The sequence below is a fragment of the Microbacterium sp. 1154 genome (genome assembly GCF_031455375.1).
Classification (GTDB): Bacteria; Actinomycetota; Actinomycetes; order Actinomycetales; family Microbacteriaceae; genus Microbacterium.
Genome location: NZ_JAVDSN010000001.1, coordinates 804,923 through 831,183, shown reverse-complemented (window position 1 = coordinate 831,183; position 26,261 = coordinate 804,923). Strand labels below are relative to the sequence as shown.

The following is a 26,261-nucleotide window of genomic DNA, read 5'->3' as shown; positions in this document are numbered from 1 at the left end:
CACGACCGTATGGGATCGCTCCCACGAGGTCAAGAGGACGCTGTGAGATCGTTATGAAGCCACGCCCCGCGGCTCCCTCGCCGCCGCGGATGACATCACGACGGCTCGCGTAGACTGAAGGTCACAACGCCACCCGACTCTTGGAGCTGCAGTGCCCACCATCGTCGTCGACGTCATGCCCAAGGCCGAGCTCCTCGACCCGCAGGGAAAGGCCGTCGCCGGCGCCCTGTCGCGTCTGGGCGAGCACCGCTTCTCCGACGTGCGCATCGGCAAGCGTTTCGAACTCACCGTCGAGGGTGAGGTCGACGAGGCCACGCTCGCACGAGCCCGGGAGCTCGCCGACGAGATGCTCTCGAACGCCGTCATCGAAGACGTCGTGAACATCGAGGTCGTCGAGTGACCGCTCGCATCGGGGTCATCACCTTCCCCGGCTCCCTCGACGACCGCGACGCGCAGCGCGCGATCCGCCTCGCGGGCGGCGAGCCCGTCGCCCTCTGGCACGGCGAGCACGACCTGAAGGGCGTCGACGCCCTGGTCCTGCCCGGCGGCTTCAGCTACGGCGACTACCTGCGCGCGGGAGCGATCGCGGCGTTCGCGCCGATCATGGCCGAGGTCAAAGACGCCGCCGGCAAGGGCATGCCCGTGCTCGGCATCTGCAACGGCTTCCAGATGCTCGTCGAGGCGCACCTGCTGCCCGGCGGTCTCATCCGCAACGCGCACCAGCAGTTCATCCGCCGCGACCAGCGCCTGCGCGTCGAGAACGCCTCGACCGCCTGGACCAGCAACTTCGCCGAGGGCGACGAGATCGTCATCCCGCTGAAGAACGCCGACGGCGGTTACATCGCGGATGCCGAGACCCTGGCGCGCGTGAACGGCGAGGGCCTCGTGACCTTCCGGTACGTCGGGGTGAACCCCAACGGGTCGCTCGACGACATCGCCGGCCTGACCAACGAGCGCGGCAACGTCGTGGGTCTCATGCCGCACCCCGAGCACGCGGTCGAGCCGGGCTTCGGCCCGGGCACCTCGGCGGCGATGCGTTCGGGCGTCGACGGTCTGGGCTTCTTCACCTCGGCCATCGCCGCCGTGGTCGGCGCCGCGGCCTGATCGCACCGGCGGGGCGAAGGCACCGAACCGAGACCCGCGGCCTCCCGCCCGGCGCGGGGGTGATCGCCGCGGCATCCATCGGGGAAGATGAGTCCGTGCGCGTACCCGATCCCGATCCGATCATCGAGGGCATCCTCGCCCTGTGGAGCAGCGAGGCCGCCGCCCTCCCCTCGGAGCCGCGCCTCGCTGAGATGCTCGGCGCGAGCCGCAACTCGGTGCGCGAGGCCCTGGTGCGCCTCGAAGAGCGCGGATATGTGCACCGCACCCAGGGTGCGCGGACGACGCCGAATCGTCGCCTCGCCGGGGTGGGGCGGCGTATCGACCAGCAGTTCGACCACTCCCTCTCGATCCGCTCCGCCGGCTACGAGCCGTCGCTCGAGCTCGTGTCGTCCGACCGTCTCGAACTGACTCCCGGCTCGCATCGCTTCGACGATCTGCCCGACGGCACCACGGTGCTGCGCACCCGGAAAATGTGGCGGGCGGACGGCGCGCCCTACGCCTTGGCCGAAGACCTCGTCCCCGTGCATCACGAGGCCGCACTCGACGCGCACCGCCCGGTCTTCGACCTCGCCGAAGCCGCCAACGGGGTGCGGGTCGCCTGGGAGACGGTGTGGATGGAGGCGATCGGACTGGATGCCGAGAGGTCCCGGCTCCTGTCGAGCTCGCCGGGCACGCCCGTCATCGAGATGACGTACTGCGGGTACGGGGCCGACGACGCGATCGGCTATTGGTCGCGCGAGGTGCAGTTGCCCGCGCCGGAGGGATTACGCAACGCCCTCATCCGCCGCGTGCGGTCGTGAGCGTTTCGCGGGCGTAACAGAGCGGTGAACATGTCGGACAAGTTCTGGACCAGCTTGTTGGACAAGCGTACGGTCGGAACACCCGATGAAAGCGAGCCGCCATGTCCGACACCCTCACCGTCCACCGCCTCACCGCCGAGACCGTGACCCCCGCGTCGTTCGACGCCTTCGGCGTCGTCCTGACCCCCATGGAGGACGGCACGCCGTTCACCGCAGAAGAAGCGGTGCTGGACGTCTCCAACGGCATCCCGCGCTTCTACCTTATGCACCTCGACGACAAGGCGCCGGAGTTCGTCCGCGTGACCCGCCACCTCGAGACCACGCAGACGCTCATGGCCGTCGGCGATGTCGAGTGGACGATCGCCGTCGCCGCCCCCGGTATCGAGGCCCCGGCGCTCGACGACCTCCGCGCCTTCCGCATCCCGCCGCGCACGGCGATCACGATGCGAAAGGGCACCTGGCACGCCGGCCCCTTCTTCGCCGAGCCGAGCATGGACTTCGTCAACCTCGAACTCGACGACACCAACGTCACCGACCACCACAACCACCGCTTCGACGACACCCTCGGCGTTCGCGTCGTGATCGACGGGGAGTGACCGTGCTCACCCCGCTCCCCGACTCCGACGCCCGCCTCGCGGCGCTCGAACGCGAGGCCGCGCACCAGAGCGCGCTCAGCGCGGGCGACGGACGCTCGTGGGTCGGTGCGCGAGACGGCATCCGTCCCGTCGTGATCGTGGGCGCGGGGCAAGCCGGACTCGTGCTGGCCCGCGGTCTCCGACGCCGCGGGATCGACGACGTCGTGGTGATCGACGCCGCACCCGCCGATGCGGCCGGCCCCTGGACCACCTATGCGCGCATGCACACGCTGCGCACCCCGAAGGACATCGCGTGGCCCACCTGGGGCATCCCCGCCGTGAGCCCCCGCGCCTGGTTCGAGGCCGTGTACGGCCTGGCCGCGTGGGACGCGATCGAGTACTTCCCCACGGTCGCGTGGCAGGGGTTCCTGCGGTGGTACCGGGAGGTTTCCGCCCTCACGGTGGTGCCCTCCACCCGCGTGCGCTCGCTCACGCCGACGAGCGCGGACGGACCGATCGAGATGCACCTCGAGGGGCCCGACGGCGAGTGGATGCTGCCCGCTCAGCACGTCGTGCTCGCCACGGGCATCGAGGGGGCCGGCGGTCGGCACATCCCCGCCTTCCTGCGCGCGCTCCCCGCCGATCGCGTGCACCACACGCACGATGCGATCGATTTCGGGGCGCTCGCGGGGCTGCGCGTCGGCGTCCTGGGCGCGGGTACCGGGGCCTTCGACAACGCTGCCACCGCCCTCGAGCACGGCGCGGCGAGCGTCGACGTGCACATGCGCCGACCGGCGATGCCGCAGGTGAGCCCCTACCGCTGGATGGAGTTCGCCGGGCTCATCGAGAACTACGGGTCCTTCACCGACCAGCAGAAGTGGGCGTTCAACGTCCATTTGTCGGCGGTCGACCAGCCGGCCACGCAGAACGCCCTGTGGCGCGCCCACGCCTTCGACTCGTTCCGCTTCCTCACCTCGTCGCCGTGGCAGAGCGTGGAGTGGACGGGCAGCGAGATCGCCGTGACGACGCCGCACGGCATCCATCACTACGACGTCGTCCTGGCGGCGACGGGGATCGTCTCCGACCTCGCGCAGCGCCCCGAACTGGCGAGCGTCGCCTCGGATGCCGTGCTGTGGAGCGACCGGCTCGACCCCGCCTCCGCAGCCCAGAACCCCGGACTCGCGGCGTTCCCGTACCTCGACGACGACTTCGGTCTCATCAGCCGGAGCGCGCCGGAGGCCTCGGCTCTGTCGCGGATCCACATGTTCAACCACGGCGCGCGTCTGAGTCAGGGCATGCTCAGCCACCAGATTCCCGGCCTCGTCGGCGGGGCCACGAAACTCGCCGCGGCCCTGTCGCGACGGTTGTTCGAGCGCGACGCCGACGCACTGCTGCGCGAGTACCTCGCGTACGACGTGCCGGTCGGTGTGCACATCGGGCGCCGGGCGCAACCTCCCGCGCCCACCGAGACGACGGGGGTAGCGTCTCTGCGGTGACGACCTCGACCCCCCTCCTCGTATCCGTGCCCACCGACGAACTCCGCGCCGACCTGGGCGAACTGCCCGATGGCGTCGAGGTGGTGGTGTGGGACATGACGGGACCGACACCGCACGACCGTTTCGACTTGGTCGTGCCGCCGTACATGTCGATGAAGAACGTCATCGAGCGCCTCTCCGAGATCGAGGTCGGGCTCGTTCAGGGCCAGTCGATCGGGTACGACAACGTCGAGGGGCGCTTGCCCGAAGGGATCGTCTTCGCCAACGCCTCGAGCGTGCACGAGACGGCTACGTCCGAGCTCGCCGTCACGCTGGCGTTGGCGGCGCAGCGACGGCTGCCCGACTTCGTGCGCGCGCAGGACCGCGGCGAGTGGACCGGCGGCGGGGCCCCCGGCCTGGCCGACGCCCGGGTGACGCTGCTCGGCTTCGGCGGGGTCGGTCGTGCGATCGCCGCGCGGCTGAAGCCGTTCGAGGTCGACCTCCGCGCCGTCGCCTCGCACGGCCGCCTGCAGGACGAGGTCGAGGTGTTCCCCCTCGGCAAGCTGTACGAGGTGCTCGCCGAGACCGACATCCTCATCGCCTCCCTCCCGGGCGGCGACGCGACGCGCCACGTCATCGACGACCGCGCCCTCTCGGCCCTGCCCGACGGCGCGCTCGTGGTGAACGTCGGTCGTGGCCCCCTCATCGACACCGACGCCCTCGTCGACCACGTGCGCCGCGGCCGCATCCGGGCCGCCCTCGACGTCACCGACCCGGAGCCCCTCCCCCAGGGCCACCCGCTGTGGAGCCTCGACGGCGTGCTCATCGCCCCGCACGTCGGAGGGGCGACGGATGCCATGCGCCCCCGCATCGCACGCTTGGTGCGTCAGCAGATCGAGCGCCTGCACCGCGGCGAGGAGCCGCTGAACGTGGTGCTCGGGGGCTGACCGTCGCGCTCGGCGTTCGTCGCCGGAGCCGGTATCCACGGTCTGCACTTCGAGGCAGTACGCCCCCGCACCGGCAGTTTGCGGCATCCGTCGTCCACGTCAGCGCGCGCCGGCTGCCCTGGAGACGGGCCAGAATCAGACCATGGAACGTGAACCACTGGCCCCGCCGGCGACGAGTTCGCTCACCATCGCCCTGGTCGCCCCGGCGTCTTCAACCGGACGCGCGGTCCTCAGACGCTTCTACACGGACATCGTCGGGCGTTACTGGGGCCGGGATGCCACTGATCGTGAAGTCGAGCAGGCGATGCTCGACGAGCCCAGCGACGATCTCGAGGGAGATACGGGCTTCCTCGTCGTCCTCCGAGAGGGAGAACGTGTCGTGGGGTGTGGGGGCGCGAGGGTCGTAGAGCCCGGAGTGGCGGAATTGACTCGGGTGTTCGTCGACGCCTCTACTCGCGGACGGGGAGCGGGGAAGACCCTGGTGAGCGGGATCGAAGCGCTGAGCGCCGAGCGTGGAATTCACACCCTTCGGTTGACCGTGCGTGACGATCTCGCAGAGGCGCATGGACTCTATCGCCGCCTCGGGTACGAACCCGTCCCTCCGTTCTCCACCTCGCCCTACGCCGACCATCAGCTTGCGAAGGCGCTGCGCGACGTCCGCTAGAGGATGCGCTCGGCCAGAGGACGTCGACTCATCGCTGTGCGGTGAGGCGGGCGCCTCAGAACGACGGTCCGACTACTGGCGGAGTTGGTCTCGCGCCCTGTTGCACCCCGGGACTTCGTCGAGTGCGAGATGGCCGCGCGGGGGGCTCTCGGTCGACGTCGACGTCGGCCACGAGAAGCGCGATCTCTTCTGGTCGCCATCCGTATTCGTAGGTGAGCGGACCGGTGAGTGCGTGAGTCGCCGTAGCGATGGTGGTCGCGACACCACGGTCGATGTCGACCGAGTGGGGGTCGAGATCGCGGGTCGCCGCTTGGAGATCCTCGACGAGCTGTCCTGCTCGGACGGGACCGTATGCCCTCGCGACGAGTTCCCAATCGCTGATGGTGACCTGGGTCAGGGATCGCGATTTCCGTCGCGCGGCCCGAGTGGCCGGAACCAGCATCATCGCCACGGCGATCGTGATGGTGACGTCCACTGCCACCGAGGCTGTCAGTGCGGCGACGTAGCCGAAGGGCGATCCCGGGCGGGCAGAGTCGGGCCCATACAGGGTCAGGGCGATCCCTCGGGCCGCGGAGTAGAGGCCGTAGAACGCCATCGCCCCCGCGAGGATCCTCGTCGGCCGGCCGGGAAGCTGATCGTTTCGGACAGCGAGCACCGCGCATGCACCGCAGGTCACCGCCAACGCGTACAGCAACACCGCCCGGGCGATCTCAGCGGGCAGCAGTTCGGAGGACACGGCCACGACCAGACCCGCGACGGAGGCGAGCACCGCTGCCGCGCGCGCACGCCGTTCGCAGACCATCGAGACGGCGATGCCCATCAGTCCCACCGACAGGACGAGCGCCGCGTCAGCGGCGGTGTTCGCGAAGATCTCGTCGAGCTGGGGGGTTCCGACGACGTACATGACGCTTGCGCCCAGCGCCATGACGCCCGACGCTGCCGCGACGCGCAAGAACGCGGTTCGTGGGTCCAGAGGTTGACGTTGGGCGAACGAGGCTCCGACGACGACGATGACGGCGCCGACGGCGATCACCATGACTCCCACCGAGAGCAACAACATGAGAGCCTCCTGCATCGTCACGAAGCGGCTGGCGAGAGTAGCCGGAGCGTCATCGGTTCAGCCTCCCGAGTGGTGAGGCCGACAAGGCAATGGGGCGAGGGGAGCATGAACCCGCGCTTGCTTGAGCAGGAATGTACTGCCGGAGGAGCTCACGCGTCGGAAGCGCGAGGGGATTGACAACGTACGCACAGGCTGATCCCGACCAGCGTCAGACAGCGCGAGAGGTGCGTGCCGCGTCGCTGGCTCGTCGCAGGAGTGTCGGCCGTGCACGGCCCGGCCAGGACGACGCACCGACAGGGCAACGGGCCGTCGCGTCAGCCGCGGAAGCCGGCGGGATTGGCCAACAGGTCGCTGAAGGCCAACTCGGCGGGGCCCACGAGCATGAGCCGCGAGCGCAGATGCGCCCGCTCGAGCCGGATGGTGCGACCCTCGGCTCCGAGAGGATGCACGCGCACGGCATCGGCGAGGCGCTCGCGACTCACCGACAGCAGCGCTCCGAGGTAGCCCGAGAGCACGACCGTCTCGGGAGCGAAGGCGTTCACGAAGTTCGTGAGGGCGAGCGAGAGCATCTCGACCTGGCGCGTCACCTCGGTCATCACGCGCGGATCGCGGGCGACGCCGAGTTCGACGTCGAGTTCGTCCTCGTCGAGTTTGCGGCGGCCGAGCAGCGGCTCGAGCAGGTCGAGGCTCACCTCGGCCTCGAGGCACCCCCGGCGTCCGCACACGCACGGGCGTCCGCGAGGGTCGACGACGGTGTGGCCGAGCTCCCCGGCGTAACCCGACGTCCCGCGCAGCAGGGTGCCGTCGATGATGAGACCGCCGCCGATGCTGTGCATCGCGCCGCCGAGGTAGAGCAGGTTGCCGACGCCCACGCCCACGCCGAACCGCGACTCCGCGAGGGCGCCGATGCTGGCGTCGTTGCCGGCGGCCACCGGCATCCCGAGCTCGTCGCTCAAACGCGCCGCGACGGGATCGCGCTTCCACCCGAGGGTGGGCGAGACGAGGACGGAACCGTTGGCGTTGACGAGCCCGGGGACCGCGAGCCCGGCCCCGATCACGCGATAGTGGCGGTCGATGTCGGCACGCATCGCCTCGACCGACGATGCGACGATCTGCACGAAGCGCTTCGGCGCCGGTGCGGTGGCGGTGTCGTGACGGAGACGGGCGTGCACCACCCCGCCCAGGCCGACCAGGGCGACGGTCACCGCGTGCGGCTCGGCACGGACGCTGAGGGCGGCGACGTGGTCTTCGGGCTCGAGGTCGAGAGTGGGGCGGCCGACCTTGCCGGTGCGCTCACCACTCGGTGCCTCGCGGACGAGGCCGAGCTCGGTCAGCTCCATGACGAGCCCCGTGACCGTGGAGCGGTTGAGCCCGGTCGTGGCGCCCAACTGGGCGCGTGAGAGCGCTCCCCGGGAGTGGAGGAGCGACAGGACGGACGAGAGGTTCTGCTGACGGATCAGGTCGTTCGTCGTACGGCCAGCCGGCGGCGCGAGCGGGGTTGCGGGCTCGAACACTGCAGGGGTCATGAGAGGCGCACCTCCCCCATCATCCCATCGAGAGGACCGGTTTCTTCACGCGGCCGACGCGAGGCGACGCGAACGGGACGACGGCCGGTGCCGCCGGGATGGGGAGCCGGCCGCGGGGCCGGGCTCCCCATCCGGTCAGGCACCGCCGTTGCGCCGCTTGTTGAAGATGTCGAACGCGACGGCCAGGAGCAGGACGATGCCCTTGATGGCCATCTGCCACGCGGCGTCGACGCTGAGGATCGACAGACCCATGTTCAGCACGCCCATGACGAGACCGCCGACGACGGCGCCGACGACGGTGCCGATGCCACCCTGGACGGCCGCGCCGCCGATGAACACCGCGGCGATGGCATCCAGCTCGTAGTTCTGACCGGCCGAGGCCACGGCGCCGCCGGCGCGCGCCGTGCTGACCACGGCGGCGAGACCCGCGAGGGCACCCATGTTGACGAAGATGAAGAAGTTGACCCACTTCGTCTTCACACCGCTCATCACGGCGGCGAAGAGGTTGCCGCCCATGGCGTAGATGTGGCGACCGAAGGTCGTGCGGTTGAGCACGAAGGTGTACGCCAGCACCAGCACGGCCAGGATGATCAGCACGATCGGCGTGCCGTTGTAGGCGGCGATCGTGAAGGCGGTGGCCATGATCGCGAGGACCGCGACGACGTTCTTGGCCCAGAACGACCACGCGACCTCGCGGGGCAGCTCGAGACGGCGGAGCGTCGCGCGGGTGCGCAGCTGCTGAACCACGAGCAGGACGCTGGCGATGGCGCCGAGCGCGAGGGTCAGCGCGTCCCAGTTACCGAGGTAGCCGAGGAACGGCGGCAGCCAGCCGGCGCCGATGGCCGTGAAGCCGTCGGGGAGACCGCTGATGGTGCCACCGGTGAGCAGCACGAGCGTGAGGCCGCGGAACAACAGCATGCCCGCCAGGGTGACGATGAACGCGGGAATCCCGACGAAGGCGACCCAGAAGCCCTGCCACGCACCGACGACGGCGCCCACGACGAGCGAGAGCAAGACGGCGACGAACCAGGGCAGACCCCATTGGTTCATCGCTATCGCCGCGATCGCGCCCACCATGGCCACGACCGAGCCCACCGACAGGTCGATGTGGCCGGCGATGATGACCATGACCATGCCGATCGCGAGGATCAGCACGTAGGCGTTCTGCTGGATGAGGTTGTTGACGTTTCCGGGCATCAGCAGGCGACCGCCGGTGAGCACCTGGAACAGCACGATGATGATGACGAGAGCGGCGAGGATGCCGAACTGACGGAAATTGATGCGCGACAGGATGCCGCGACGTCGCGCTCCCGGCTGGGTCGGCGCCTCGACCGTCTGGGTGGATGCGGTGGCCATTGCTGTCAGTTCCTTCCGGCGGTCATGTGCCGCATGAGGTTCTCCTGCGTGGCGTCGTCGCGGCTGACCTCGGCCGTGATGCGCCCCTCGGAGATCGTGTAGATGCGGTCGGAGAGGCCGATGACCTCGGGCAGCTCCGACGAGATGACGATGACGGCCTTCCCCTGGGCCGCGAGTTCGTTGATGATGCCGTAGATCTCGTACTTCGCCCCGACGTCGATGCCTCGGGTGGGCTCGTCGAGGATCAGTACGTCGGGTCCGGTGAACATCCACTTCGACAGGACGACCTTCTGCTGGTTGCCGCCGGAGAGGCGTCCCGTGATCGCGGCGACGCTGGGCGCCTTGATGTTCATCTTGTAGCGGTACGAATCGGCGACCTTGTACTCGCGGTACCGGTCCACCACACCGAGGCGGGCGAGTCGGGCTAGGGCGGATGCCGAGACGTTGACCTGGATGTCGCCGATCAGGTTGAGGCCGTACTTCTTGCGGTCCTCGGTGGCGTAGGCGATGCCGTGCTTGATCGCGGCGTCGACGGTGCGGACGTCGATCTGCTGACCGTTCTTGTAGACCTCGCCCGAGATGCCCGTGCCGTACATGCGCCCGAAGATGCTCATCGCAAGTTCGGTGCGACCGGCACCCATGAGACCGGCGAAGCCGACGATCTCGCCGGCGCGCACCATGAAGGAGGCGTCGTCGATGACCACGCGCTCGGTGTCGACCGGGTGATGGACGGTCCAGTTCTCGACGCGGAAGAGCTCTTCGCCGATGTCGGGTTCGCGCGGCGGGAAGAGGCTGTTCAGATCGCGTCCGACCATCGCCCGGATGATGCGTCCCTCGTCAGTGTCGGCATCGGAGCGGTGCATCGTCTCGATCGTGCGACCGTCGCGGATGATCGTGATGCGGTCCGAGATGCGCAGCACCTCTTTGAGCTTGTGGCTGATGATGATGCAGGTGATGCCCTGCGTCCGCAGCTGGTCGATCAGGTCGAGCAGGTGAGCGGAGTCGTCGTCGTTCAGCGCGGCGGTGGGCTCGTCGAGGATGAGGAGCTTCACCTCTTTCGCGAGGGCTTTGGCGATCTCGACGAGCTGCTGCTTGCCGACGCCGAGTTCGAAGATCTTCGTCGCGGGGTTCTCGCGCAGCCCCACCCGCTTGAGCAGCTCCGCGGCCGCGGAGTTGGTGGCGTTCCAGTCGATCACGCCGCGGCGCGACTTCTCGTTGCCGAGGAAGATGTTCTCGGCGATCGAGAGGTACGGGCTGAGCGCCAGTTCCTGGTGGATGATGACGATGCCGGCGGCCTCGCTGTCGTTGATCGAGCGGAAGGCCATCTGCTCGCCCTCGAGGGTGATGCTGCCCTCGAAGCTGCCTGCGGGATAGACCCCGCTGAGCACCTTCATCAGCGTCGACTTCCCGGCGCCGTTCTCGCCGCAGATGGCGTGGACCTCGCCGCGGTAGACGTCGATCGACACGTCGGCCAGAGCGGGAACCCCGTTGAACGACTTCGAGATCCCCGACATGCGCAGGATCGGTTCGGTCATGGTGTGTGCTGTCCCTCCACCGCCCGGGGGCGGCATATCGGCTCCGCCGCCCGGGGGCGGCACGTGGAGCGGCGGGGCGGGCGAACCCGCCCCGCCGCTGGATGGATCAGAGTCCGACGTCGGACGCCTTCAGGAAGCCCGAATCGATGAGCTTGGACTGCACGTCCTCCTTGGTGACGACCTCGGGGGTCAGCAGGTACGACGGGACGACCTTCTTGCCGTTGTCGTAGGTCTTGGTGTCGTTGACCTCGACCTCCTTGCCGTCCTTCAGCTCCTGGATCATCGTGAAGACGCGGTCGCCGAGCGCACGGGTGTCCTTCCAGACCGTCATCGACTGCGCACCGTCGAGGATCGCCTTGACGTTGGCCTTGTCGGCGTCCTGACCCGTGATGATCGGGTAGTCGGCGCCGGGGGTGTATCCGGCGGACTTCAGCGACGCCTCGATGCCGATGGCGAGGCTGTCGTTGGGCGAGAGCACCACGTTGACCTTCTTGCCGTTGCCGTAGAACGACGAGAGGCGGTTGTCCATCTCGGACTGCGCCTTGTCGGACGCCCAGCCCTGGATGCCGATCGACGCCCACGCGTCGTCGTTGGCGGGCGACTTGCCGCTGGGAACGACCAGCTGACCCTTGTCGACGTAGGGCTTGAGCACGTCCCACGCACCGGCGAAGAAGAACTTCGCGTTGTTGTCGTCGGGGCTGCCGGCGAAGGGCTCGAGGTTGAACGGGCCCTTGCCGTCCTTCAGGCCCAGCTGCGACTCGATGTACTGGCCCTGCAGGGTGCCGACCTTGTAGTTGTCGAAGGTGGCGTAGTAGTCGACGTTCTCGCTGCCGTTGATGAGACGGTCGTACGCGATGACCTTGGCGTTCTGCGACTTGGCCTCCTGCAGCACCGGGCCGAGGGTCGAACCGTCGATCGCGGCGATGACGAGGATCTTCGCGCCACCCGACAGCTGGTTCTGAATCTGGCTGATCTGCTGGTCGGTCTTGTTGTCGGCGTACTGCAGGTCGACGGTGCAGCCGGCATCCTGGAGCTTCTTCTGCAGCTGCTCGCCGTCGTTGATCCACCGCTCGAGGCTGCGGGTGGGCATCGCGATGCCGACGTTGCATTCGACCGAGCCGCCGCCCGCGGCGTCTCCACCACCGTCCGCCGGACGGGTGGAGCTGCAGGCCCCGAGGCCTACGGCGAGTGCGGCGACGGCCGCACCGGTCAGGATTTTCTTCAGCATGTGATCTGCGTTCCTCTCTGAACAGCAGGGATCCTTCGATCCGTACCCGCGCCCTCCCCGGCGTCGGATCGGGTACGTCTTCGTTCCCGGCACTCTGGTCCGTCGAATTATGACGGCTCCGAAAAAATATCCACCGTGGGGAGTTTTGTCTATAGCCGCGTCAAAATTATTCGGCGCCCGTGATCAGACTGTGACGCGGCGCTTCCGAGGCGCCCGTCAGCGCACGTCGTGGTCGGCGCCCGACCACAGATCGCCGCACTCGACGAGCTGCGCCTCTTGAGCGATGAGGTACGCCCGCGCGCCGATATCGCCCCGGATCGAGGCCGCCACCGGCCCCCAGTGATCGCGCCCCAGCAGCACCGGATGACCGGGCGCCCCGTCGTAGGTCGCCTGCACGAGAGCACCTGCGGCTGCTCGGCGCGCGACTCGCGCGATGGCCGCGCCAGGAACCTCGGGAGTATCGACGGGGAGCACGACGACGGAGACGGCGGGACCGGATGCCACGGCCTGCAGCCCCGCGCGCAGAGAGGCGGCGACCCCCGAGACCCAGTCGTCGGCTCGCACGATCGTGACGCCGGTGGGCACGAGCGCGGCCGCGGCGTCCGCCTCGGCGCCGAGCACGACCGTGACGTCGTGGCATCCGCCCGCGGTCAGGGCCCGCGCGGCGAGCGCGATCCAGGGCGTGCCCGCGGCAGTGCGCGCGAGGGCCTTGGGCCCACCGAACCGCCGCCCGGCGCCAGCGGCCAGCACGAGGCCCGACACGGTTCCGACGGGAGCTGCGGGCATGGTCACGACAGCGTAGCGTGCGCGAAACACGCCCCGATTACGGTCGCATCCATGCTCGAATTGGCCGCCGACCTGGTGCCTCTGCTCGACGCGGGAGTGCCCGTGGCGGCCGTCACCGTCACCGCGGTCGTGCGCAGCGCACCCCGTGGGGTCGGCGCGACCCTCGCCGTCACCAGAGATGCCCGGGTCATCGGATCGATCTCGGGCGGCTGCGTCGAGAACGACGCGGTCATGCTCGGCCTCGACGCCCTGCGCACCGGCACGATCCGTCGGGCGCGCTTCGGTTTCGGCGACGACGACGCCGTCACCCCGATCGCCGCGGGTCTCGCGTGCGGCGGGGCCGTCGACGTCGTCGCGTACCGGGTCGAGAACGCTCACCGTCCCGCGCTCGAGGCCGCCCGAGACGGCCGTGAAGCAACGCTTCACCTCGACCTCGGCACCGACGAACCGCTCGTCCTGCATCGCGCCGCTCCCCCTCGGCTGATCATCCTCGGCGCGGGGGAGCACGCGGCCGCCCTCTGCCGCCTCGGAGCTGCCGCCGGTTTTACGGTCACCGTCTGCGACGACTGGGCGCTTCTGGTGACCCGCGACCGCTTCCCCGACGCGACCGAGCTCGTCGTCGGCGCACCCCACGAGGTCCTCGAGGCCCTCCCCTCCCCCGACGCGCGCACGGCCGTGTGCGTGCTCACCCACGACGAGCGTCTCGACGTTCCCGCGATCCGCGCGGCGCTTCGCTTGCCCGTCGGTTTCGTCGGCGCGATGGGGGCTCGGGCCACCGTCTCGCGTCGCGCCGCTCTCCTGCGGGCGTCCGGAGTGACGGATGCCGAGCTCTCGCGCCTCCACTCCCCTCTCGGCCTCGACCTCGGGGGGCGCTCTCCGGAAGAGACGGCTCTGTCGGTGATCGCCGAGATCGTGGCATCCCGGAACGCGGCCGACGCCCGGCCGCTGCGAGAGGCCGCCGGCCCCCGCCTGCACGCGATCGCGAGCGGCGTGGACTCGTGCGCTGCGAGGAGCGCATGAGCGTCGTCGTCGTCCGCGGAGCCGTCGCGGTGGTCGACGGCTCCGGGCGCGTGCGCGAGGGAGACGTCACGATCGTCGACGGGGTCGTCGTCGAGAACGCCGACACGACGGATGCCGAGATCATCGACGCCGCCGGCTGCGTCGTCACGCCCGGGCTGGTCAACGCCCACCACCACCTGCTGCAGACCGCATTCCGTACGCTGCCGGGAACCCGCGGCATCCCGATGCGCGACTGGCTCCCGGCCATGGCGGCGGCGTACACCGCAGCGGGGGTCGATCCGGAGCTGACCGGGCTGGCCGCTCGCGCGGGTCTCGCCGAGGCCCTGCTGTGCGGCGTGACCACCGTCGCCGACCATCACCTGACCTGGCCCGCCGGTGCCGACACCGTCGGGATGGCCCGCGCCGGGGCGAGCGCCGCAGCCGATCTCGGCGCGCGCCTGGTGTTCGTGCGCGGAGCCGCGCGCGACGACCCGCAGACCGCCGCGGCGTCTGCGGAGGCCATCGTGTCATCGCTCGTGCCGGATCGCGCGGGCGGTGTCGCGGCCGATGGGATGCTGCAGGTCGCCGTGGGACCGGCCGGGGTGCATAGCGACCCGCGAGAGACGTTCGAGCTGCTCGGCGAGGTGGCGCAGCGCCACGGCCTGCGCCGACGCACGCAGGCCAACGAGGTCGTCGACGTCGAGATCGCCGTCGCGCGCTACGGGAAGCGTCCCCTCGATCTGCTCGAGGAGTGGGGCTGGCTCGCCCCCGACGTCACCCTCGCCCACCTGTGCGACGTGACGGATGACGAGATCGCGCGGGTCGCGGCATCCGGGGTCTCGGCCACCCACGCTCCCGGGTGCGACGTGCCCATGGGCTGGGGAGTGGCCCCGGTGCGGCGCCTGCTCGACGCCGGCGTCGCCGTGGGCCTCGGCACGAGCGGCGGGGGCAGCAACGACGCGGGGCACCTGCTCGCCGACGCGCGCCTGGCCCTGCAGGTGTCGGCCCTGGTCGGGCCGCAGCTTCCGGCATCCGACGTTCTGACGATGGCGACCGCCGGATCGGCCGACGGGCTCGGGCGCCCCGAGCTCGGGCGACTGACCCCCGGGTCGGCCGCCGACCTCTGCCTGTGGGACGTCTCGGGCGTCGCCGACGCCGGCGTGGCCGATCCCGTCGCCGGGTTGCTCTGGGCCGCGCCCGGTCGACGACCGCGCACCGTGCTCGTGGCCGGGCGGGTGGTCGTCGACGAGGGCCGACTGGTTCGCGCGGACGAGCGCGAGGTCGTCGCCCGACTGTTCGAGAGGGTGAAACGATGACCACCATGGCCCCCGTGATGGATACCCCCAGCAGCGACGAACGCCTCGGCGCCCACCTGCGAGGGCTGCGCAAAGCGCGCGGGTTGACCCTCACCCAGCTCGCCGAGGCGGCGACCCTGTCGCACCCCTTCCTCAGCCAGTTGGAGCGGGGTCTCGCGCGCCCGAGCATGGCGAGCCTCGAACGGCTTGCCCGGGCGCTGGGGACGAGCCGGGTCGAGCTGCTCGCGGGCTCGGAACCGCCGCGCGCCGATTACGAGGCCGAGCCGTCGTTCGTGGCCGCGGACGAGGGGGTCATCGGCCCCTACGCCGAGGGAACCGCCCGGCTGCTGGCCGAGGGCCCGCGGCGATTCGAGCCCCTCGAGTTCACGGGGTCGAATCCGACGCCCGGCGATCACTACGTCCACGAAGAAGACGAATTCCTCACGGTGCTCGAGGGCTCGATCGTCATCTCGTTCGGCGGCTTCGGCGAGCGCACCCTGCGCGTCGGAGACTCGGTCTACTGCCGCTCGGGCACACCGCACCGGTGGCACTCTCCCGACGGCTCGACGTACCGGTTGCTCATCGTGAAAGAACTCGTGCACGGCGGCGGCGCCGACGACGCGGTCGAACAGGAGGACGCGTGAGCGCGGGAGTGACCTTCGACGCTGTTGTTCGAGAGCGTCGGGATGCCGCGGACGGTGTCGTCGTCCTCGACCTCGAGCGTGCGACGGGGACTCTGCCGCACTGGTCGCCCGGAGCGCACATCGACGTGGTCCTGCCCGGTGGGATCGAACGGCAGTACTCGCTCTGCGGCTCGCCCGCCGACCGCGGCACCTGGCGCATCGGCGTGCTGCGCGAGCGCGAAGGCTCGGTGTGGCTGCACGAGAACGCCCGCGTCGGGGCGACCCTGCGCGTCCGCGGACCCGCGAACCACTTCCTCTTCGCGCCCACCGCCGGGCGGTCGTACGTCTTCGTCGCGGGCGGGATCGGCATCACGCCGATCGTGCCGATGATCGAGGCGGCCGCGGCGGCCGGGGCCGAGTGGACGCTGCTCTACGTCGGGCGCTCGCGCACCACGATGGCCTTCGTCGCGGAGCTCGAGGAGCAGTACGGCTCCCGCGTCGAGGTGTTCGCGGCCGACGAGGGCCGGCGACTCGACCTGTCCGCCCGCCTCGGCACGCCCGTGGCTCGCACGGTCGTGTACGCGTGCGGCCCCGCCCGTCTTCTCGAGGCCCTGGATGCCACGATGTCGGTCTGGCCGCGCGGGAGCCTGCACGTCGAGCGTTTCGAGGCCAAGGTGCTCGGCCCACCCGTCTGGACCGAGCCGTTCGAGGTCGACCTGATGATGTCGGGGCTGACGGTGACGGTCCCGCCGGAGCGTTCGGTGCTCGACGTGATCGAAGAACAGGGCATCGTCGTCCCCTCGAGCTGCCGCGTCGGCACCTGCGGGACGTGCGAGGTGGCCGTGGTCGACGGCGACATCGAGCACCGCGACTCCGTCCTCTCCCCGGAGGAGCAGGATGCCAACCGCTCGATGATGCCGTGCGTCTCGCGCGCTGCGTGCGCGCGGATCACGCTCGAGCTGTAACCGCTCGGCGAGTCACGACGACGTCCTTCCTGCCGCCGTCCGCGCGATCCGAAAACTGCCGCCCGAGGCGAAGCGCCGCATTCGGGGCGTCATCGAAGTCTTGGCCGAAGAGCCCCGGCCGCCCGCGGCGAAGAAGCTGACCGCGGCCGGAGTGGCGAGTGCGAACGGGTGACTATCGGGTGCTGTACCGGATCGAAGACGAGGTACTGACGATCGTGGTCGTCCACGCCGGCCACCGTCGAGACGTCGACGAGAAGTAGCCGCCCTCAGCTTTCACCCGCGTGGACACCGCCGCCTGTCGGACAACTTTGTCGAGAGGGTCACGCGGGGGAAATACAGCGGAAACGCGTGGTTCCTAGCATCGGATCATCGCCGGATGTTGGTCACACCAACACTGGCCCAGCCGCCTCGAGCGGCTCGCCCCGCTGCTGTGGCTCCCGTCTCGACGCTTGTCTTCTCGACTCCTCCGGAGGCCCTCGTGTCTGCCGCTCCACCCGTCTCCATCGCCGCCCTGCGCGGTGTGCGCCTGTCCTCGGGCGCGCTCGTCGACATCGCGATCGACGGCGACGAGGTGCTCGCGGTGGTGCCGGCCGGCAGTCCCCTCCCCGAGACCGACGGCGAGATCCTCGACCTCGACGGGTACCTCGTCACCGCCGCGGGGGCCGAGCCGCACGCGCACCTCGACAAGTCCCAGTCGTGGGATGCCATCGACCCCCCGTTCGGCGACCTCGAGCGCGCCATCGAGAGCTGGCACGCCTTCGCCCTGACCCTCGACGAGGACGACACCCTCGAGCGCGCACGGGCCACGGCGCTGCGGATGCTGGCATCCGGGATCACCTCGATCCGCACCCACGTCGACCTGCTGCGTGGCGAGGACGCCCTGACCGGCGTGCGCGCCCTGGTGCGGCTGCGCGCGGAGCTCGAGGGGATCATGGACCTCGAGCTCGTCGCCCTCGGCGGGCCGACCGTTCCCGATGAGGTGTTCGAGGCCGCCCTCGACGCCGGGATCGACCTCGTGGGTGGAGCCCCGCACCTCGCCGACGACCCGATCGCCGACCTCGAGCGGCTCATCGCCCTCGCACGTCGCCGCGACGTGGGCCTCGACCTGCACACCGACGAGAGCCTCGCCGGGGCGGACACCCTCGCCGCATACGCGCACGCCGTCACCGGGTGGCACCGCCCCCGCACCGCGGGCCACTGCGTGCGCCTGAGCATGATGCCCGCAACCGAGCTCGACCACCTCGCCGACGCGGTGCGCGCCGCCGACATCGGCATCATCGCCCTGCCCATCACCAACCTCTACCTGCAGGGATGGGGCGCCGATCACGCCATCCCCCGGGGTATCGCACCGATCGGTCGCCTGAAGCACGCGGGCGTCCGCGTCGCGGCCGGCGCCGACAACGTGCGCGACCCCTTCAATCCCGTGGGGCGATGCGACCACCTCGAGACCGCGTCGCTCCTCGTCAGCGCGGGCCACCTCGCCCCCGCCGACGCCCTGGACGCCGTCACCGTCGGCGCCCGCGACGTGATGGGGCTCCCGGTCGCCGGCCCCATCGCCGGAGCCCGCGCCGACCTGGTCGCGGTGAAGGCCGACTCGCTCGGCGACGCCGTGGCCTTCGCCAGCGCCGACCGCGTCGTGCTGCACCGCGGCCGGCTCGTCAGCCGCACCACCGTCTCGACCCAGACCGCTCTTCCCACCCTTATCCCCGCCCCCGAACGGAAAGTGAGCGCCCCGTGACCCTGGCCTCTCCCGCCCCGGCATCCGTCGCGGATCCCACCGCGCCGCTGCTGGACTTCCGAAACGTCGCCATGACGTTCCCCAACGGCACCACCGCCCTCTCCGGCGTCGACCTCACCGTTCAGCGCGGCGAGTTCGTCAGCGTCGTCGGTCCATCGGGCTGCGGAAAGTCGACCCTGCTGCGCATCGCCTCCGGCCTCGAGAAAGCGAGCGAGGGCACCGCCACCGTCGCCACCGACCGCATCGGCTACGTCTTCCAGGACGCGACCCTGCTGCCCTGGCGCGATGTGCGCTCCAACGTCGAGCTGCTCGCCGAGCTCAACTGGCAGCCCAAGCGCGTGCGCGCACCGAAAGCGCAGTGGGCCATCGACCTCGTCGGCCTGAACGGCTTCGAGAAGCACCTGCCCAAGCAGATGTCGGGCGGCATGAAGATGCGCACCTCGCTCGCGCGGTCGCTGACCCTCGACCCCGAACTGTTCCTGTTCGACGAGCCGTTCGGTGCCCTCGACGAGATCACCCGCGAGCGCCTGAACGACGAGCTGCTCAAGATCTTCGTCGCCCAGAAGTTCGGCGGACTGTTCATCACCCACTCGGTCTCCGAGGCCGTCTACCTCTCCACCAAGGTCGTCGTGATGTCGGGTCGCCCCGGTCACCTCGTCGACACCTTCGAGGTCCCCTTCGACATGCCCCGCGATCCCGAGATCCGCTACACCGGCGAGTTCGCGAAGCTCGTCGGCGAGGTCTCCCACGCCCTCCGGGAAGGACACTCATGAGCACCACATCCGCAGAGCCCGTCGTCTCCGGCGCGGCCGAGTCCGCGGCATCCACCCCGCCCGTCGAGCCGCCCCGCCCCCGCACGGCGAAGACCCGTCGCGGGTTCGGCGCTCGGGCCGCCCTGCTGGGCCCGCCCCTCGGCGTCCTCCTCGTGCTGCTGGCCATCTGGTACGCGATCTCGATCACGCTCAGCGCCTCGGGCAAAGGCTTCCTCATGCCCATGCCGCACGAGATGTTCACCTCGGGCTTCTTCGACCCGCAGGTGAGCAGCGACATCTGGGTCGCCCTCTTCCGCACCACGGGGGTCGCCCTCGCGGGCCTCGGAATCGCGATGATCATCGGCATCGGCTGGGCCATCGCGATGTCGCTCGCCCGCTGGGTCGAGCGCTCCACCTACGCCTACGCGGTGGTGCTGCAGTGCATCCCGATCCTCGCCCTCGTGCCCCTGGTCGGCTTCTGGTTCGGCTACGAGTTCCTCGCCCGCGTCATCGTCTGCGTGCTGATCTCGCTGTTCCCGATGGTGTCGAACACGCTGTTCGGTCTGCAGTCGGTCGACAAGTCGCAGCGCGAGCTCTTCCGCCTGCAGAAGGCCGACAAGTGGACGGTGCTCACCAAGCTCACCCTGCCCGCCGCGCTCCCCTCGATCTTCGTCGGCATGCGCACCTCCGCCGGCCTCTCGGTCATCGGCGCGATCGTCGGTGACTACTTCTTCCGTCGCGGCGAGCCGGGTATCGGCTCGCTGATCGCCAACTACCAGTCGCGCCTGCAGAGCGCCGAGCTGTTCGCGGCGATCCTCGCGGCCTGCCTGCTGGGCGTTGCGATCTTCGCCTTCTTCGGCTGGCTGTCGAAGGTGGCCGTGGGCCGCTGGTACGACAGCACCCTCTGACCCGACTTCTCCGACCTCCGGATGCCACGGCTCCTCCCGCGCCAACGCGCGGGGGCGGCGTCCGGCGTACCCGAAACACCCGCACCCGAGAGCTCCACTCGTCACAGAAAGCGAACCAGCATGCAGCGCTCCACCCTTCTTCGCGGTACCGCCGTCACCGGCGCCTTCGCGATCGCCCTCACCCTGTCCTCGTGCGCCGGCAGTGCCGCGGAGACCGCTCCCTCGTCCGCCGACATGCAGATCGGCTCGGTCGATCTCTCGGCCGACTGCCCCTCCACGGTCGTCATCCAGACGGACTGGAACCCCGAGGCCGAGCACGGTCACCTCTACGAGATGATCAAGGACAACTACACCGTCGACGCGAACACCAAGGCCGTCACCGGTCCTCTGATGTCGGACGGCGAGTACACCGGCGTCAACCTCGAGATCCGCGCGGGCGGCCCCGCGATCGGTTTCCAGACCGTGTCGGCCCAGATGTACCAGGACGACTCCATCACCCTCGGCTACGTCAGCACCGACGAGGCGATCCAGCTCTCGGGGACCACCCCGACCAAGGCCGTGTTCGCCCCGCTCGACATCAGCCCGACGATGGTCATGTGGGACCCGGCGACCTACCCCGACGTCCAGACCATCCAGGACGTCAAGCCCGCGCTCGAGAAGAACAAGGGCGTGTGGCGCTACTTCGACGGCTCGGCGTACATCGAGTACCTCAAGAGCGCCGGTCTCGCCTCGTCCGACATCCTCGACGGCTCGTACGACGGCACGCCCTCGAACTTCGTCGCCGCGGGCGGCAAGGACATGCAGCAGGGCTTCGCGTCGGCTGAGCCGTACGTGTACCAGAACGAGGTCTCGGCCTGGGGCAAGCCCGTCAAGTTCGCGCTCATCCACGACGCCGGCTGGCAGACCTACCAGTCGTCGGTGTCGGTCAAGGCCGACAAGTTCGACGAACTGACCCCGTGCCTGTCGAAGCTGGTCCCGGTGCTCCAGAAGGCGGGCGTCGCGTACTACAAGGACCCGTCGGCGGCGAACGACCTCATCCTCAAGCTCGTCGACGAGTACGCCACCGGCTGGACCTACACCCAGGGCGTGGCCGACTACTCCGTGAAGACGCAGAAGGAGCTCGGCCTGGTCGGCAACGGCACCGACTCCACCTACGGCAACTTCGACGACGGCCGCTTCGAGGACTTCTTCACCAAGGCGAGCAAGGTCTACACCGACCTCGGCACGCCGCCGGCGTCCGGCTACACCGTCGGCGACCTCTACACGAACGAGTTCATCGACAAGAGCATCTCGTTCTGATCGCTCCGGCCCGGTCCGCCTCGCGCGGGCCGGGCCGTGGTCGGTCCGGACTCCCCCACACCCGCACCTCGTTCCACCCGGAGACACCCCATGAGCGACACCGCCACCCGCGTCCTCTCCCTCGAGGACGAACTGCTCGACCTGCTCGGTCCCGCAGCCGTCAGCACCGAACCCCGCGTCCGCGAGCGCGCCAGCGTCGACGGCTCCCCGATGTCGCCGATCATCGCCGCGAAGCTCCCCCTCGGTCTCGCCGACCTCGTCGTGTTCGCCGCCGACGCCGAGCAGATCGCCACGGCCGTGGCCGCGGCATCCCGTCACGGCGTCCCGATCACCGTGCGCGGCAAGGGCACCGGCAACTACGGTCAGGGCATCCCGATGCAGGGCGGCCTGGTCATCGACACGACGCGGGCGAAGGCCATCGTCGATGTCGGCGAGGGCTTCATCACCGCCGAGGCCGGCACCCCGATGGTCATGCTCGAGCAGGCCGCCTGGGCCAGCGGGCAGGCGCTGTGGATGTACCCCTCGACCGCGCAGTCGACCATCGGCGGGTTCCTCTCGGGCGGCTCCGGCGGCACCGGGTCGATCGAGCACGGCTCCAACGACCGCGGGTTCGTCGCCGCTCTCGACGTCGTGCACGCCGACGGAAGCGCCGAGATCCACCACGTCGAGGGCGACGAGGCGCAGAAGTACGTGCACAACTACGGCACCGCCGGCGTCATCGTCCGTGCGACCGTCCGTCTCGAGCCGCTGCGGGAGTGGCGGGGTCTGTGGGCGAGCTTCCCCGACTTCGACGGCACGCTCTCGGTCGTCCAGGTCATCGGCAACCTCACTCCGACCCCGCGCCTGGTCTCGGGCGACGGCGTCGAGATCTCGGCATCCCTCCCCTCCGACGAGGCGATCCCCGAGGGGCGCTCGAGCCTGCGCGCGATCATCGACGCGTCGATCGTCGACGAGGTCACCGCCATCGTCGAGGGCGCGGGCGGCCGCGTCGAGGCGGTCCGCGAGGGCCCGCAGGCCAGCATCCGCCTGTCGATGCTCAGCTACAACCACCCGATCGAGTGGTACCAGAAGAGCCAGGAGCACGAGGTGTTCCACCTCGAGGTCGCCGGCGCTCCCCTGGCCGACGACATCGAGGCCGTCGAGTCGGTGTTCTCGGGCGGCAAGCTTCACATCGAGTCGACGAAGGCGTTCCCGATCGGCATGCTCGCCGCGCCCTACGTGAGCGAAGAGGACGTGTACCGCGGCATCGCCGAGCTCAACGCGATCGGCGTCGGCGTGCACAACCCGCACCAGTGGAACGTCGACTTCAACGTCGAGCAGACCGCCGAGACCGCCGCCCTCACCGACCCGAACGGCCTGCTGAACCCCGGCAAGCTCAACCCCGACTACACCGGCGCGCGCAAGGGAGCGATCATCTCATGACCCGTCTACTGGCCGAGCTGAGCGGCCCCGCGGCCGCCGAAGCCCTGACCGAGGACTCCATCGTCGTGCTGCCCACGGGCGCGATCGAGCACCACGGCCCGCACCTGCCCCTGGCGACGGATGCCATCGTGGCCGAGGCCTCGGCCACGGCCGCCATCGCGCGGGCCGCCGCGCAGGGACTCGACGTCTGGCAGCTGCCGACCCTGTCGATCACGAAGTCCGACGAGCACTCGTGGGCTCCGGGCACCCTGTGGCTCACGCCCGAGACGATGTTGCAGACGATCGTCGACATCGGTCGATCGCTGCTGACCACCCGGGCACGCACGCTCGTGTTCCTCAACGGGCACGGCGGGAACGTCGCGCTGCTCAACGTCGCCAACCGCGAGCTGCGCCGCCGCTTCGGCCTGCGGACGTTCTTCATGCCCGCCGCCCGCGTGCCCTCGTTCGACGGCACCCACGGCACGCCGGACGAGCACGGCACGGGTATTCACGCCGGGTACGGCGAGACGAGCATGATCATGCACCTGCGTCCCGAACTGGTCGATCCGTCGAAGTTCCACGCGACGGTTCCGGCACACATCGGCGATTTCCGCCACATCGGCTTCAACTCCAAGCCCGTGACCTTCGGATGGCTCTCCAACGACTTCGGACCCACCGGCGTGCTGGGCGACCCGACCGGGTCGAACGCCGAGGCGGGGGCTCAGCTGTTCGAGGACAGCGTGTCGTTCGTCGTGGAAGCGCTCGAAGAGATCAGTCGATTCGACTACACCGCGTGAGCCCGTTCCCCCTCCCGCAGATCCGGCGTTTCGGCGCCGGATCTGCGGCGTCGGGCCCGTCCTGTCGGTTGAGTGAACCGGCCGACGCGGACGCGATAGGGGATACCGCGGGCTCGGCGGTGCAGGCGTGAGCGTCGCCGCCGAGCCGGCGCAGGGCGTCCGGGCCTACGGCCAGGTGCTGCGCCTGCCCGGGGCGCGGACCTTCGTCGCCGCCGGCATCCTCGCGCGGTTCCCCCGGGCGACCCTTTCGCTCGGCATCATCCTGCTGGTCTCGGCCACGACCGGCAGTTTCGCCTCGGCCGGGCTCGTCGTCGCACCACTGGTCGTCGGCATGGCGATCGCGGCCCCGCTGTGGTCGTCGCGGATGGATCGGCACGGACAGGCCCGCGTCATCCTGGTGTCCCTCGGATGCCTCGTGCTCGCGGCATCCGGATTCCTCGCCCTCGTGCTGACGGGCGCGCCGTTCTGGACCTGGCTCGTCGCCGCGTTCGTCACGGGAGCGGCGACTCCCGACCTCACCTCGGCCGTGCGGGCGCGGTGGACGGTGCTCGCCCCTCCGTCGCAGCGCACGGCCGCGCTCGCCCTGGAGACCATCGCGGATCAGATGGTGTTCATCTCGGGGCCGCCGGCCATCACCGCGGTCGCCGCGACCCTCGACCCCGCGATCGCGATGCTCGGTTCACTGGGGCTCGGGGTGATCGGCGGGGTGTGGCTCGCCGCGCAGCGGGGCACCCAGCCCGATCCCGCCCCGCACGGTCCCCGGCGCGGGCTGGTGCTCCCGCCCGCGGGGGTGATCCCCATCGCGATCGCCTGCATCGCGCTCGGCGGTGTCTTCGGCGCGTTCGACGTGAGCCTCGTCGGCTGGGCGGAGCTGAGCGAACGCCCCTGGCTCGCGGGCCCGGCCTTCAGCGCGCTGGCCGTCGCGATCGCGATCGGCTCGGTCATCACGGGAGCGCGAACCTGGAAGCTCTCACCCGCCGCGCGGTACATCCTCTTCGCGGCCCTGGCCTGCGCCGTCGCCCTCGCGCTGCCGTTCGCGCAGGGATCCGCGCCGGCGCTGTTCGGGGTGATCCTGCTGCTCGGGCTCGCGGTATCGCCGGTGATGGTGTCGGGCATCCTCGTGGCATCCGCCCGCGCCCCCGAGGGTCGTGTGACTGAGACCCTCGCGTATCCGACCGCGGCGATGTCGCTGGGCGTGCCGATCGGCGGCGTGATCGCCGGAGCGGCCCTGGATGCCACGGGCCCCGCCACGGCCCTGGTCACCATCGCGGTGTCGCTGGCGCTGGCCGCGGCGGTCGCGGCGGCGGGCGAAGGGTTGCTGCGGGTGGCACGGCGTCGCTGACGCGTCGGGGAGTGGGACGCCCGCCCCGCGGGCCGCGGGCCTCGGAGGGAGCGGAACGCCGATCAAGCGGAACGCCGAGCGAGCGCGACGCCGAGGGTCCAGCGGGTTGAGTGTCCAAGAAACCCGGAAGACTGCGGCATAGCGTCCGGGTGTTTCGGACACTCAACGGCAGAGCGCGGTGCCCAGGTGCCGCAGCACCGAGACGTGACCGTCGGTGGGGTGCAGGTCGAGCGTCGCGTGAGGGAGGGCCGCCTTCAACCTGCGTGCGTGAGCGGGAGGAACGACGCGATCGCGCTCCCCCTGCACGAGCAGGACGGATGCCGACACCCCGGCGAGATCGAAACCCCACGGCCGCGTGAACGCGAGGTCGTCGTCGATGAGCCCGTCGGGGCCCTCCGCCTCGGCGGCGCCGGCATCGACTCCGAGCGAGGCCCACTCCCCCTCGAGGGCCGCGAAGTCGGCATCCACGAACTGCTCCGGATCGAACGTGTCGGTCTCGGCGAACCGGCGGCGGGCCGCCTCGCCCTCGACCGCGGCTCGAAGCCCGCCGGGGGCCCGCATGCCCTCGAACCAGGAGTCGTCGCCCGAGAACGGTGCGGGGCTCGCGAACGTGACGACCTCGCCGACGAGACCGGGTATGGCCGCCGCACACGCGAGGGCGTGCGGTCCGCCGCCGGACGCACCCACGGAGACGACGGATGCCACCCCCAGAGCGTCGAGCACGGGAACGAGGCCCGCGGCGACGTCGGCGACGGTCCGGCCGGGGCGACGGTCCGACCCGGCGTAGGCGGGGCGGGCGACGGAGACGACGGCGAGGCCGTGGGCATCGGCGACGGCTTGCACCGGCGCGAGGATGGCACCGGTCTGCGGGGAGCCGTGGTGCCAGAGGAGGACGTCGCGGCCGGCGAGGTCGTCGAGCGAGGTGTGGACGTCGAGACCCGCGATGCGTCGGCGCATGCCCCCAGGGTCGCATGCCCGCCTCGCGAACGCGAGGGTGCGCCCCGCGGACGTCGGGTGTGCGGTACGTCGAGTGTCCAAGAAACCCGGACGACCGCGCCATCGCGTCCGGGTGTTTCGGACACTCAG

At 70.3% G+C, this 26,261-nt stretch carries 26 protein-coding genes; 19 read left to right on the top strand and 7 right to left on the bottom strand.

Annotated elements, in window-relative coordinates; genetic code table 11:
• The first annotated feature begins 151 nt into the window (after positions 1-151).
• From purS to J2X55_RS03775, 7 genes are all read left to right on the top strand, one after another.
• The gene (gene purS, locus J2X55_RS03805) at positions 152-400 is read left to right on the top strand and encodes a phosphoribosylformylglycinamidine synthase subunit PurS (protein ID WP_056225673.1); all 249 of its coding nucleotides are present in this window, start codon (positions 152-154) and stop codon (positions 398-400) included.
• A complete protein-coding gene (purQ, locus tag J2X55_RS03800) occupies positions 397-1,104 on the top strand; it encodes a phosphoribosylformylglycinamidine synthase subunit PurQ (RefSeq protein ID WP_309821935.1) in 708 nt (235 codons plus the stop codon). The genes purS and purQ overlap by 4 nt, the downstream gene beginning before the upstream one ends.
• 95 nt (positions 1,105-1,199) lie before the next feature.
• Complete coding sequence (locus J2X55_RS03795) at positions 1,200-1,904, top strand: GntR family transcriptional regulator (RefSeq protein WP_147302353.1); 705 nt, start codon at positions 1,200-1,202, stop codon at positions 1,902-1,904.
• Between the two features lie 101 nt (positions 1,905-2,005).
• Positions 2,006-2,500 carry an ureidoglycolate lyase gene (locus J2X55_RS03790; RefSeq protein WP_309821934.1) on the top strand — a complete coding sequence of 165 codons (495 nt, stop codon included), beginning with the start codon at positions 2,006-2,008 and terminating at the stop codon, positions 2,498-2,500.
• A gap of 2 nt (positions 2,501-2,502) precedes the next feature.
• A complete protein-coding gene (locus tag J2X55_RS03785) occupies positions 2,503-3,975 on the top strand; it encodes an NAD(P)/FAD-dependent oxidoreductase (protein ID WP_309821933.1) in 1,473 nt (490 codons plus the stop codon).
• Positions 3,972-4,901 (top strand): 2-hydroxyacid dehydrogenase, encoded by a 930-nt coding sequence (locus J2X55_RS03780; RefSeq protein ID WP_309821932.1) that lies wholly within the window; start codon positions 3,972-3,974, stop codon positions 4,899-4,901. Before J2X55_RS03785 ends, J2X55_RS03780 begins: the two co-directional genes overlap by 4 nt.
• Positions 4,902-5,043: 142 nt before the next feature.
• Positions 5,044-5,565: a GNAT family N-acetyltransferase gene (locus J2X55_RS03775; protein WP_309821931.1), complete on the top strand. Its 522-nt coding sequence runs from the start codon at positions 5,044-5,046 to the stop codon at positions 5,563-5,565.
• Between the two features lie 55 nt (positions 5,566-5,620).
• On the opposite strand, the gene J2X55_RS03770 is transcribed toward J2X55_RS03775, so the two are convergent.
• From J2X55_RS03770 to J2X55_RS03745, 6 genes are all read right to left on the bottom strand, one after another.
• Complete coding sequence (locus J2X55_RS03770; protein WP_309821930.1) at positions 5,621-6,625, bottom strand: hypothetical protein; 1,005 nt, start codon at positions 6,623-6,625, stop codon at positions 5,621-5,623.
• A 314-nt stretch (positions 6,626-6,939) separates the two neighbouring features.
• On the bottom strand, positions 6,940-8,151 hold the full coding sequence (locus tag J2X55_RS03765; RefSeq protein ID WP_115916115.1) for an ROK family protein: 1,212 nt from the start codon (positions 8,149-8,151) through the stop codon (positions 6,940-6,942).
• Positions 8,152-8,286: 135 nt separating this feature from the next.
• Positions 8,287-9,507, bottom strand: a complete 1,221-nt coding sequence (gene mmsB / locus J2X55_RS03760) for a multiple monosaccharide ABC transporter permease (RefSeq protein WP_115916116.1) — start codon at positions 9,505-9,507, stop codon at positions 8,287-8,289.
• Positions 9,508-9,512: 5 nt separating this feature from the next.
• Positions 9,513-11,042 carry a multiple monosaccharide ABC transporter ATP-binding protein gene (gene mmsA / locus J2X55_RS03755; RefSeq protein ID WP_115916117.1) on the bottom strand — a complete coding sequence of 510 codons (1,530 nt, stop codon included), beginning with the start codon at positions 11,040-11,042 and terminating at the stop codon, positions 9,513-9,515.
• 106 nt (positions 11,043-11,148) lie between these two features.
• Entirely contained in the window at positions 11,149-12,270 is a 1,122-nt protein-coding gene (gene chvE, locus J2X55_RS03750) for a multiple monosaccharide ABC transporter substrate-binding protein (protein ID WP_115916118.1), read from the bottom strand.
• Between the two features lie 216 nt (positions 12,271-12,486).
• The gene (locus J2X55_RS03745) at positions 12,487-13,056 is read right to left on the bottom strand and encodes an NTP transferase domain-containing protein (RefSeq protein ID WP_309821928.1); all 570 of its coding nucleotides are present in this window, start codon (positions 13,054-13,056) and stop codon (positions 12,487-12,489) included.
• A 51-nt stretch (positions 13,057-13,107) separates the two neighbouring features.
• On the opposite strand from J2X55_RS03745, the gene J2X55_RS03740 reads away from it, so the two are divergent.
• The 12 genes from J2X55_RS03740 to J2X55_RS03685 all read left to right on the top strand — a co-directional run bounded on the left by J2X55_RS03740 (position 13,108) and on the right by J2X55_RS03685 (position 25,175).
• Positions 13,108-14,076 carry an XdhC/CoxI family protein gene (locus tag J2X55_RS03740; RefSeq protein ID WP_309821927.1) on the top strand — a complete coding sequence of 323 codons (969 nt, stop codon included), beginning with the start codon at positions 13,108-13,110 and terminating at the stop codon, positions 14,074-14,076.
• The gene (locus J2X55_RS03735; protein ID WP_309821926.1) at positions 14,073-15,371 is read left to right on the top strand and encodes an amidohydrolase family protein; all 1,299 of its coding nucleotides are present in this window, start codon (positions 14,073-14,075) and stop codon (positions 15,369-15,371) included. Before J2X55_RS03740 ends, J2X55_RS03735 begins: the two co-directional genes overlap by 4 nt.
• Positions 15,368-15,994 carry a helix-turn-helix domain-containing protein gene (locus tag J2X55_RS03730; RefSeq protein ID WP_309821925.1) on the top strand — a complete coding sequence of 209 codons (627 nt, stop codon included), beginning with the start codon at positions 15,368-15,370 and terminating at the stop codon, positions 15,992-15,994. The genes J2X55_RS03735 and J2X55_RS03730 overlap by 4 nt, the downstream gene beginning before the upstream one ends.
• Positions 15,991-16,938, top strand: coding sequence for a PDR/VanB family oxidoreductase (locus J2X55_RS03725; RefSeq protein ID WP_115916122.1), 948 nt, complete (start codon positions 15,991-15,993; stop codon positions 16,936-16,938). The genes J2X55_RS03730 and J2X55_RS03725 overlap by 4 nt, the downstream gene beginning before the upstream one ends.
• Before the next feature lie 158 nt (positions 16,939-17,096).
• Entirely contained in the window at positions 17,097-17,198 is a 102-nt protein-coding gene (locus J2X55_RS03720) for a type II toxin-antitoxin system RelE/ParE family toxin (protein ID WP_309821924.1), read from the top strand.
• Positions 17,199-17,416: 218 nt separating this feature from the next.
• Entirely contained in the window at positions 17,417-18,676 is a 1,260-nt protein-coding gene (locus tag J2X55_RS03715) for an amidohydrolase family protein (RefSeq protein WP_309821922.1), read from the top strand.
• The gene (locus J2X55_RS03710; protein ID WP_181906374.1) at positions 18,673-19,449 is read left to right on the top strand and encodes an ABC transporter ATP-binding protein; all 777 of its coding nucleotides are present in this window, start codon (positions 18,673-18,675) and stop codon (positions 19,447-19,449) included. Before J2X55_RS03715 ends, J2X55_RS03710 begins: the two co-directional genes overlap by 4 nt.
• Positions 19,446-20,336 (top strand): ABC transporter permease, encoded by an 891-nt coding sequence (locus J2X55_RS03705; protein WP_309821921.1) that lies wholly within the window; start codon positions 19,446-19,448, stop codon positions 20,334-20,336. Before J2X55_RS03710 ends, J2X55_RS03705 begins: the two co-directional genes overlap by 4 nt.
• Positions 20,337-20,456: 120 nt before the next feature.
• Positions 20,457-21,635: an ABC transporter substrate-binding protein gene (locus J2X55_RS03700; RefSeq protein ID WP_115916124.1), complete on the top strand. Its 1,179-nt coding sequence runs from the start codon at positions 20,457-20,459 to the stop codon at positions 21,633-21,635.
• A gap of 90 nt (positions 21,636-21,725) precedes the next feature.
• Entirely contained in the window at positions 21,726-23,057 is a 1,332-nt protein-coding gene (locus J2X55_RS03695; RefSeq protein WP_309821920.1) for an FAD-binding oxidoreductase, read from the top strand.
• On the top strand, positions 23,054-23,833 hold the full coding sequence (locus J2X55_RS03690; protein ID WP_309821919.1) for a creatininase family protein: 780 nt from the start codon (positions 23,054-23,056) through the stop codon (positions 23,831-23,833). The genes J2X55_RS03695 and J2X55_RS03690 overlap by 4 nt, the downstream gene beginning before the upstream one ends.
• A gap of 127 nt (positions 23,834-23,960) precedes the next feature.
• A complete protein-coding gene (locus tag J2X55_RS03685) occupies positions 23,961-25,175 on the top strand; it encodes an MFS transporter (RefSeq protein WP_309821918.1) in 1,215 nt (404 codons plus the stop codon).
• Between the two features lie 162 nt (positions 25,176-25,337).
• On the opposite strand, the gene J2X55_RS03680 is transcribed toward J2X55_RS03685, so the two are convergent.
• The gene (locus J2X55_RS03680) at positions 25,338-26,132 is read right to left on the bottom strand and encodes an alpha/beta hydrolase (RefSeq protein WP_309821917.1); all 795 of its coding nucleotides are present in this window, start codon (positions 26,130-26,132) and stop codon (positions 25,338-25,340) included.
• Positions 26,133-26,261 lie beyond the last annotated feature (129 nt).

Bases quoted from the DNA above. Each gene is read 5' to 3' on its own strand.
- J2X55_RS03790 (WP_309821934.1), top strand. From the start codon at position 2,006: ATGTCCGACACCCTCACCGTCCACCGCCTCACCGCCGAGACCGTGACC.
- J2X55_RS03775 (WP_309821931.1), top strand. From the start codon at position 5,044: ATGGAACGTGAACCACTGGCCCCGCCGGCGACGAGTTCGCTCACCATC.
- J2X55_RS03770 (WP_309821930.1), bottom strand. From the start codon at position 6,625: ATGTTGTTGCTCTCGGTGGGAGTCATGGTGATCGCCGTCGGCGCCGTC.
- J2X55_RS03765 (WP_115916115.1), bottom strand. From the start codon at position 8,151: ATGACCCCTGCAGTGTTCGAGCCCGCAACCCCGCTCGCGCCGCCGGCT.
- mmsB (WP_115916116.1), bottom strand. From the start codon at position 9,507: ATGGCCACCGCATCCACCCAGACGGTCGAGGCGCCGACCCAGCCGGGA.
- mmsA (WP_115916117.1), bottom strand. From the start codon at position 11,042: ATGACCGAACCGATCCTGCGCATGTCGGGGATCTCGAAGTCGTTCAAC.
- chvE (WP_115916118.1), bottom strand. From the start codon at position 12,270: ATGCTGAAGAAAATCCTGACCGGTGCGGCCGTCGCCGCACTCGCCGTA.
- J2X55_RS03745 (WP_309821928.1), bottom strand. From the start codon at position 13,056: ATGCCCGCAGCTCCCGTCGGAACCGTGTCGGGCCTCGTGCTGGCCGCT.
- J2X55_RS03740 (WP_309821927.1), top strand. From the start codon at position 13,108: ATGCTCGAATTGGCCGCCGACCTGGTGCCTCTGCTCGACGCGGGAGTG.
- J2X55_RS03735 (WP_309821926.1), top strand. From the start codon at position 14,073: ATGAGCGTCGTCGTCGTCCGCGGAGCCGTCGCGGTGGTCGACGGCTCC.
- J2X55_RS03730 (WP_309821925.1), top strand. From the start codon at position 15,368: ATGACCACCATGGCCCCCGTGATGGATACCCCCAGCAGCGACGAACGC.
- J2X55_RS03705 (WP_309821921.1), top strand. From the start codon at position 19,446: ATGAGCACCACATCCGCAGAGCCCGTCGTCTCCGGCGCGGCCGAGTCC.
- J2X55_RS03700 (WP_115916124.1), top strand. From the start codon at position 20,457: ATGCAGCGCTCCACCCTTCTTCGCGGTACCGCCGTCACCGGCGCCTTC.
- J2X55_RS03695 (WP_309821920.1), top strand. From the start codon at position 21,726: ATGAGCGACACCGCCACCCGCGTCCTCTCCCTCGAGGACGAACTGCTC.
- J2X55_RS03690 (WP_309821919.1), top strand. From the start codon at position 23,054: ATGACCCGTCTACTGGCCGAGCTGAGCGGCCCCGCGGCCGCCGAAGCC.
- J2X55_RS03680 (WP_309821917.1), bottom strand. From the start codon at position 26,132: ATGCGCCGACGCATCGCGGGTCTCGACGTCCACACCTCGCTCGACGAC.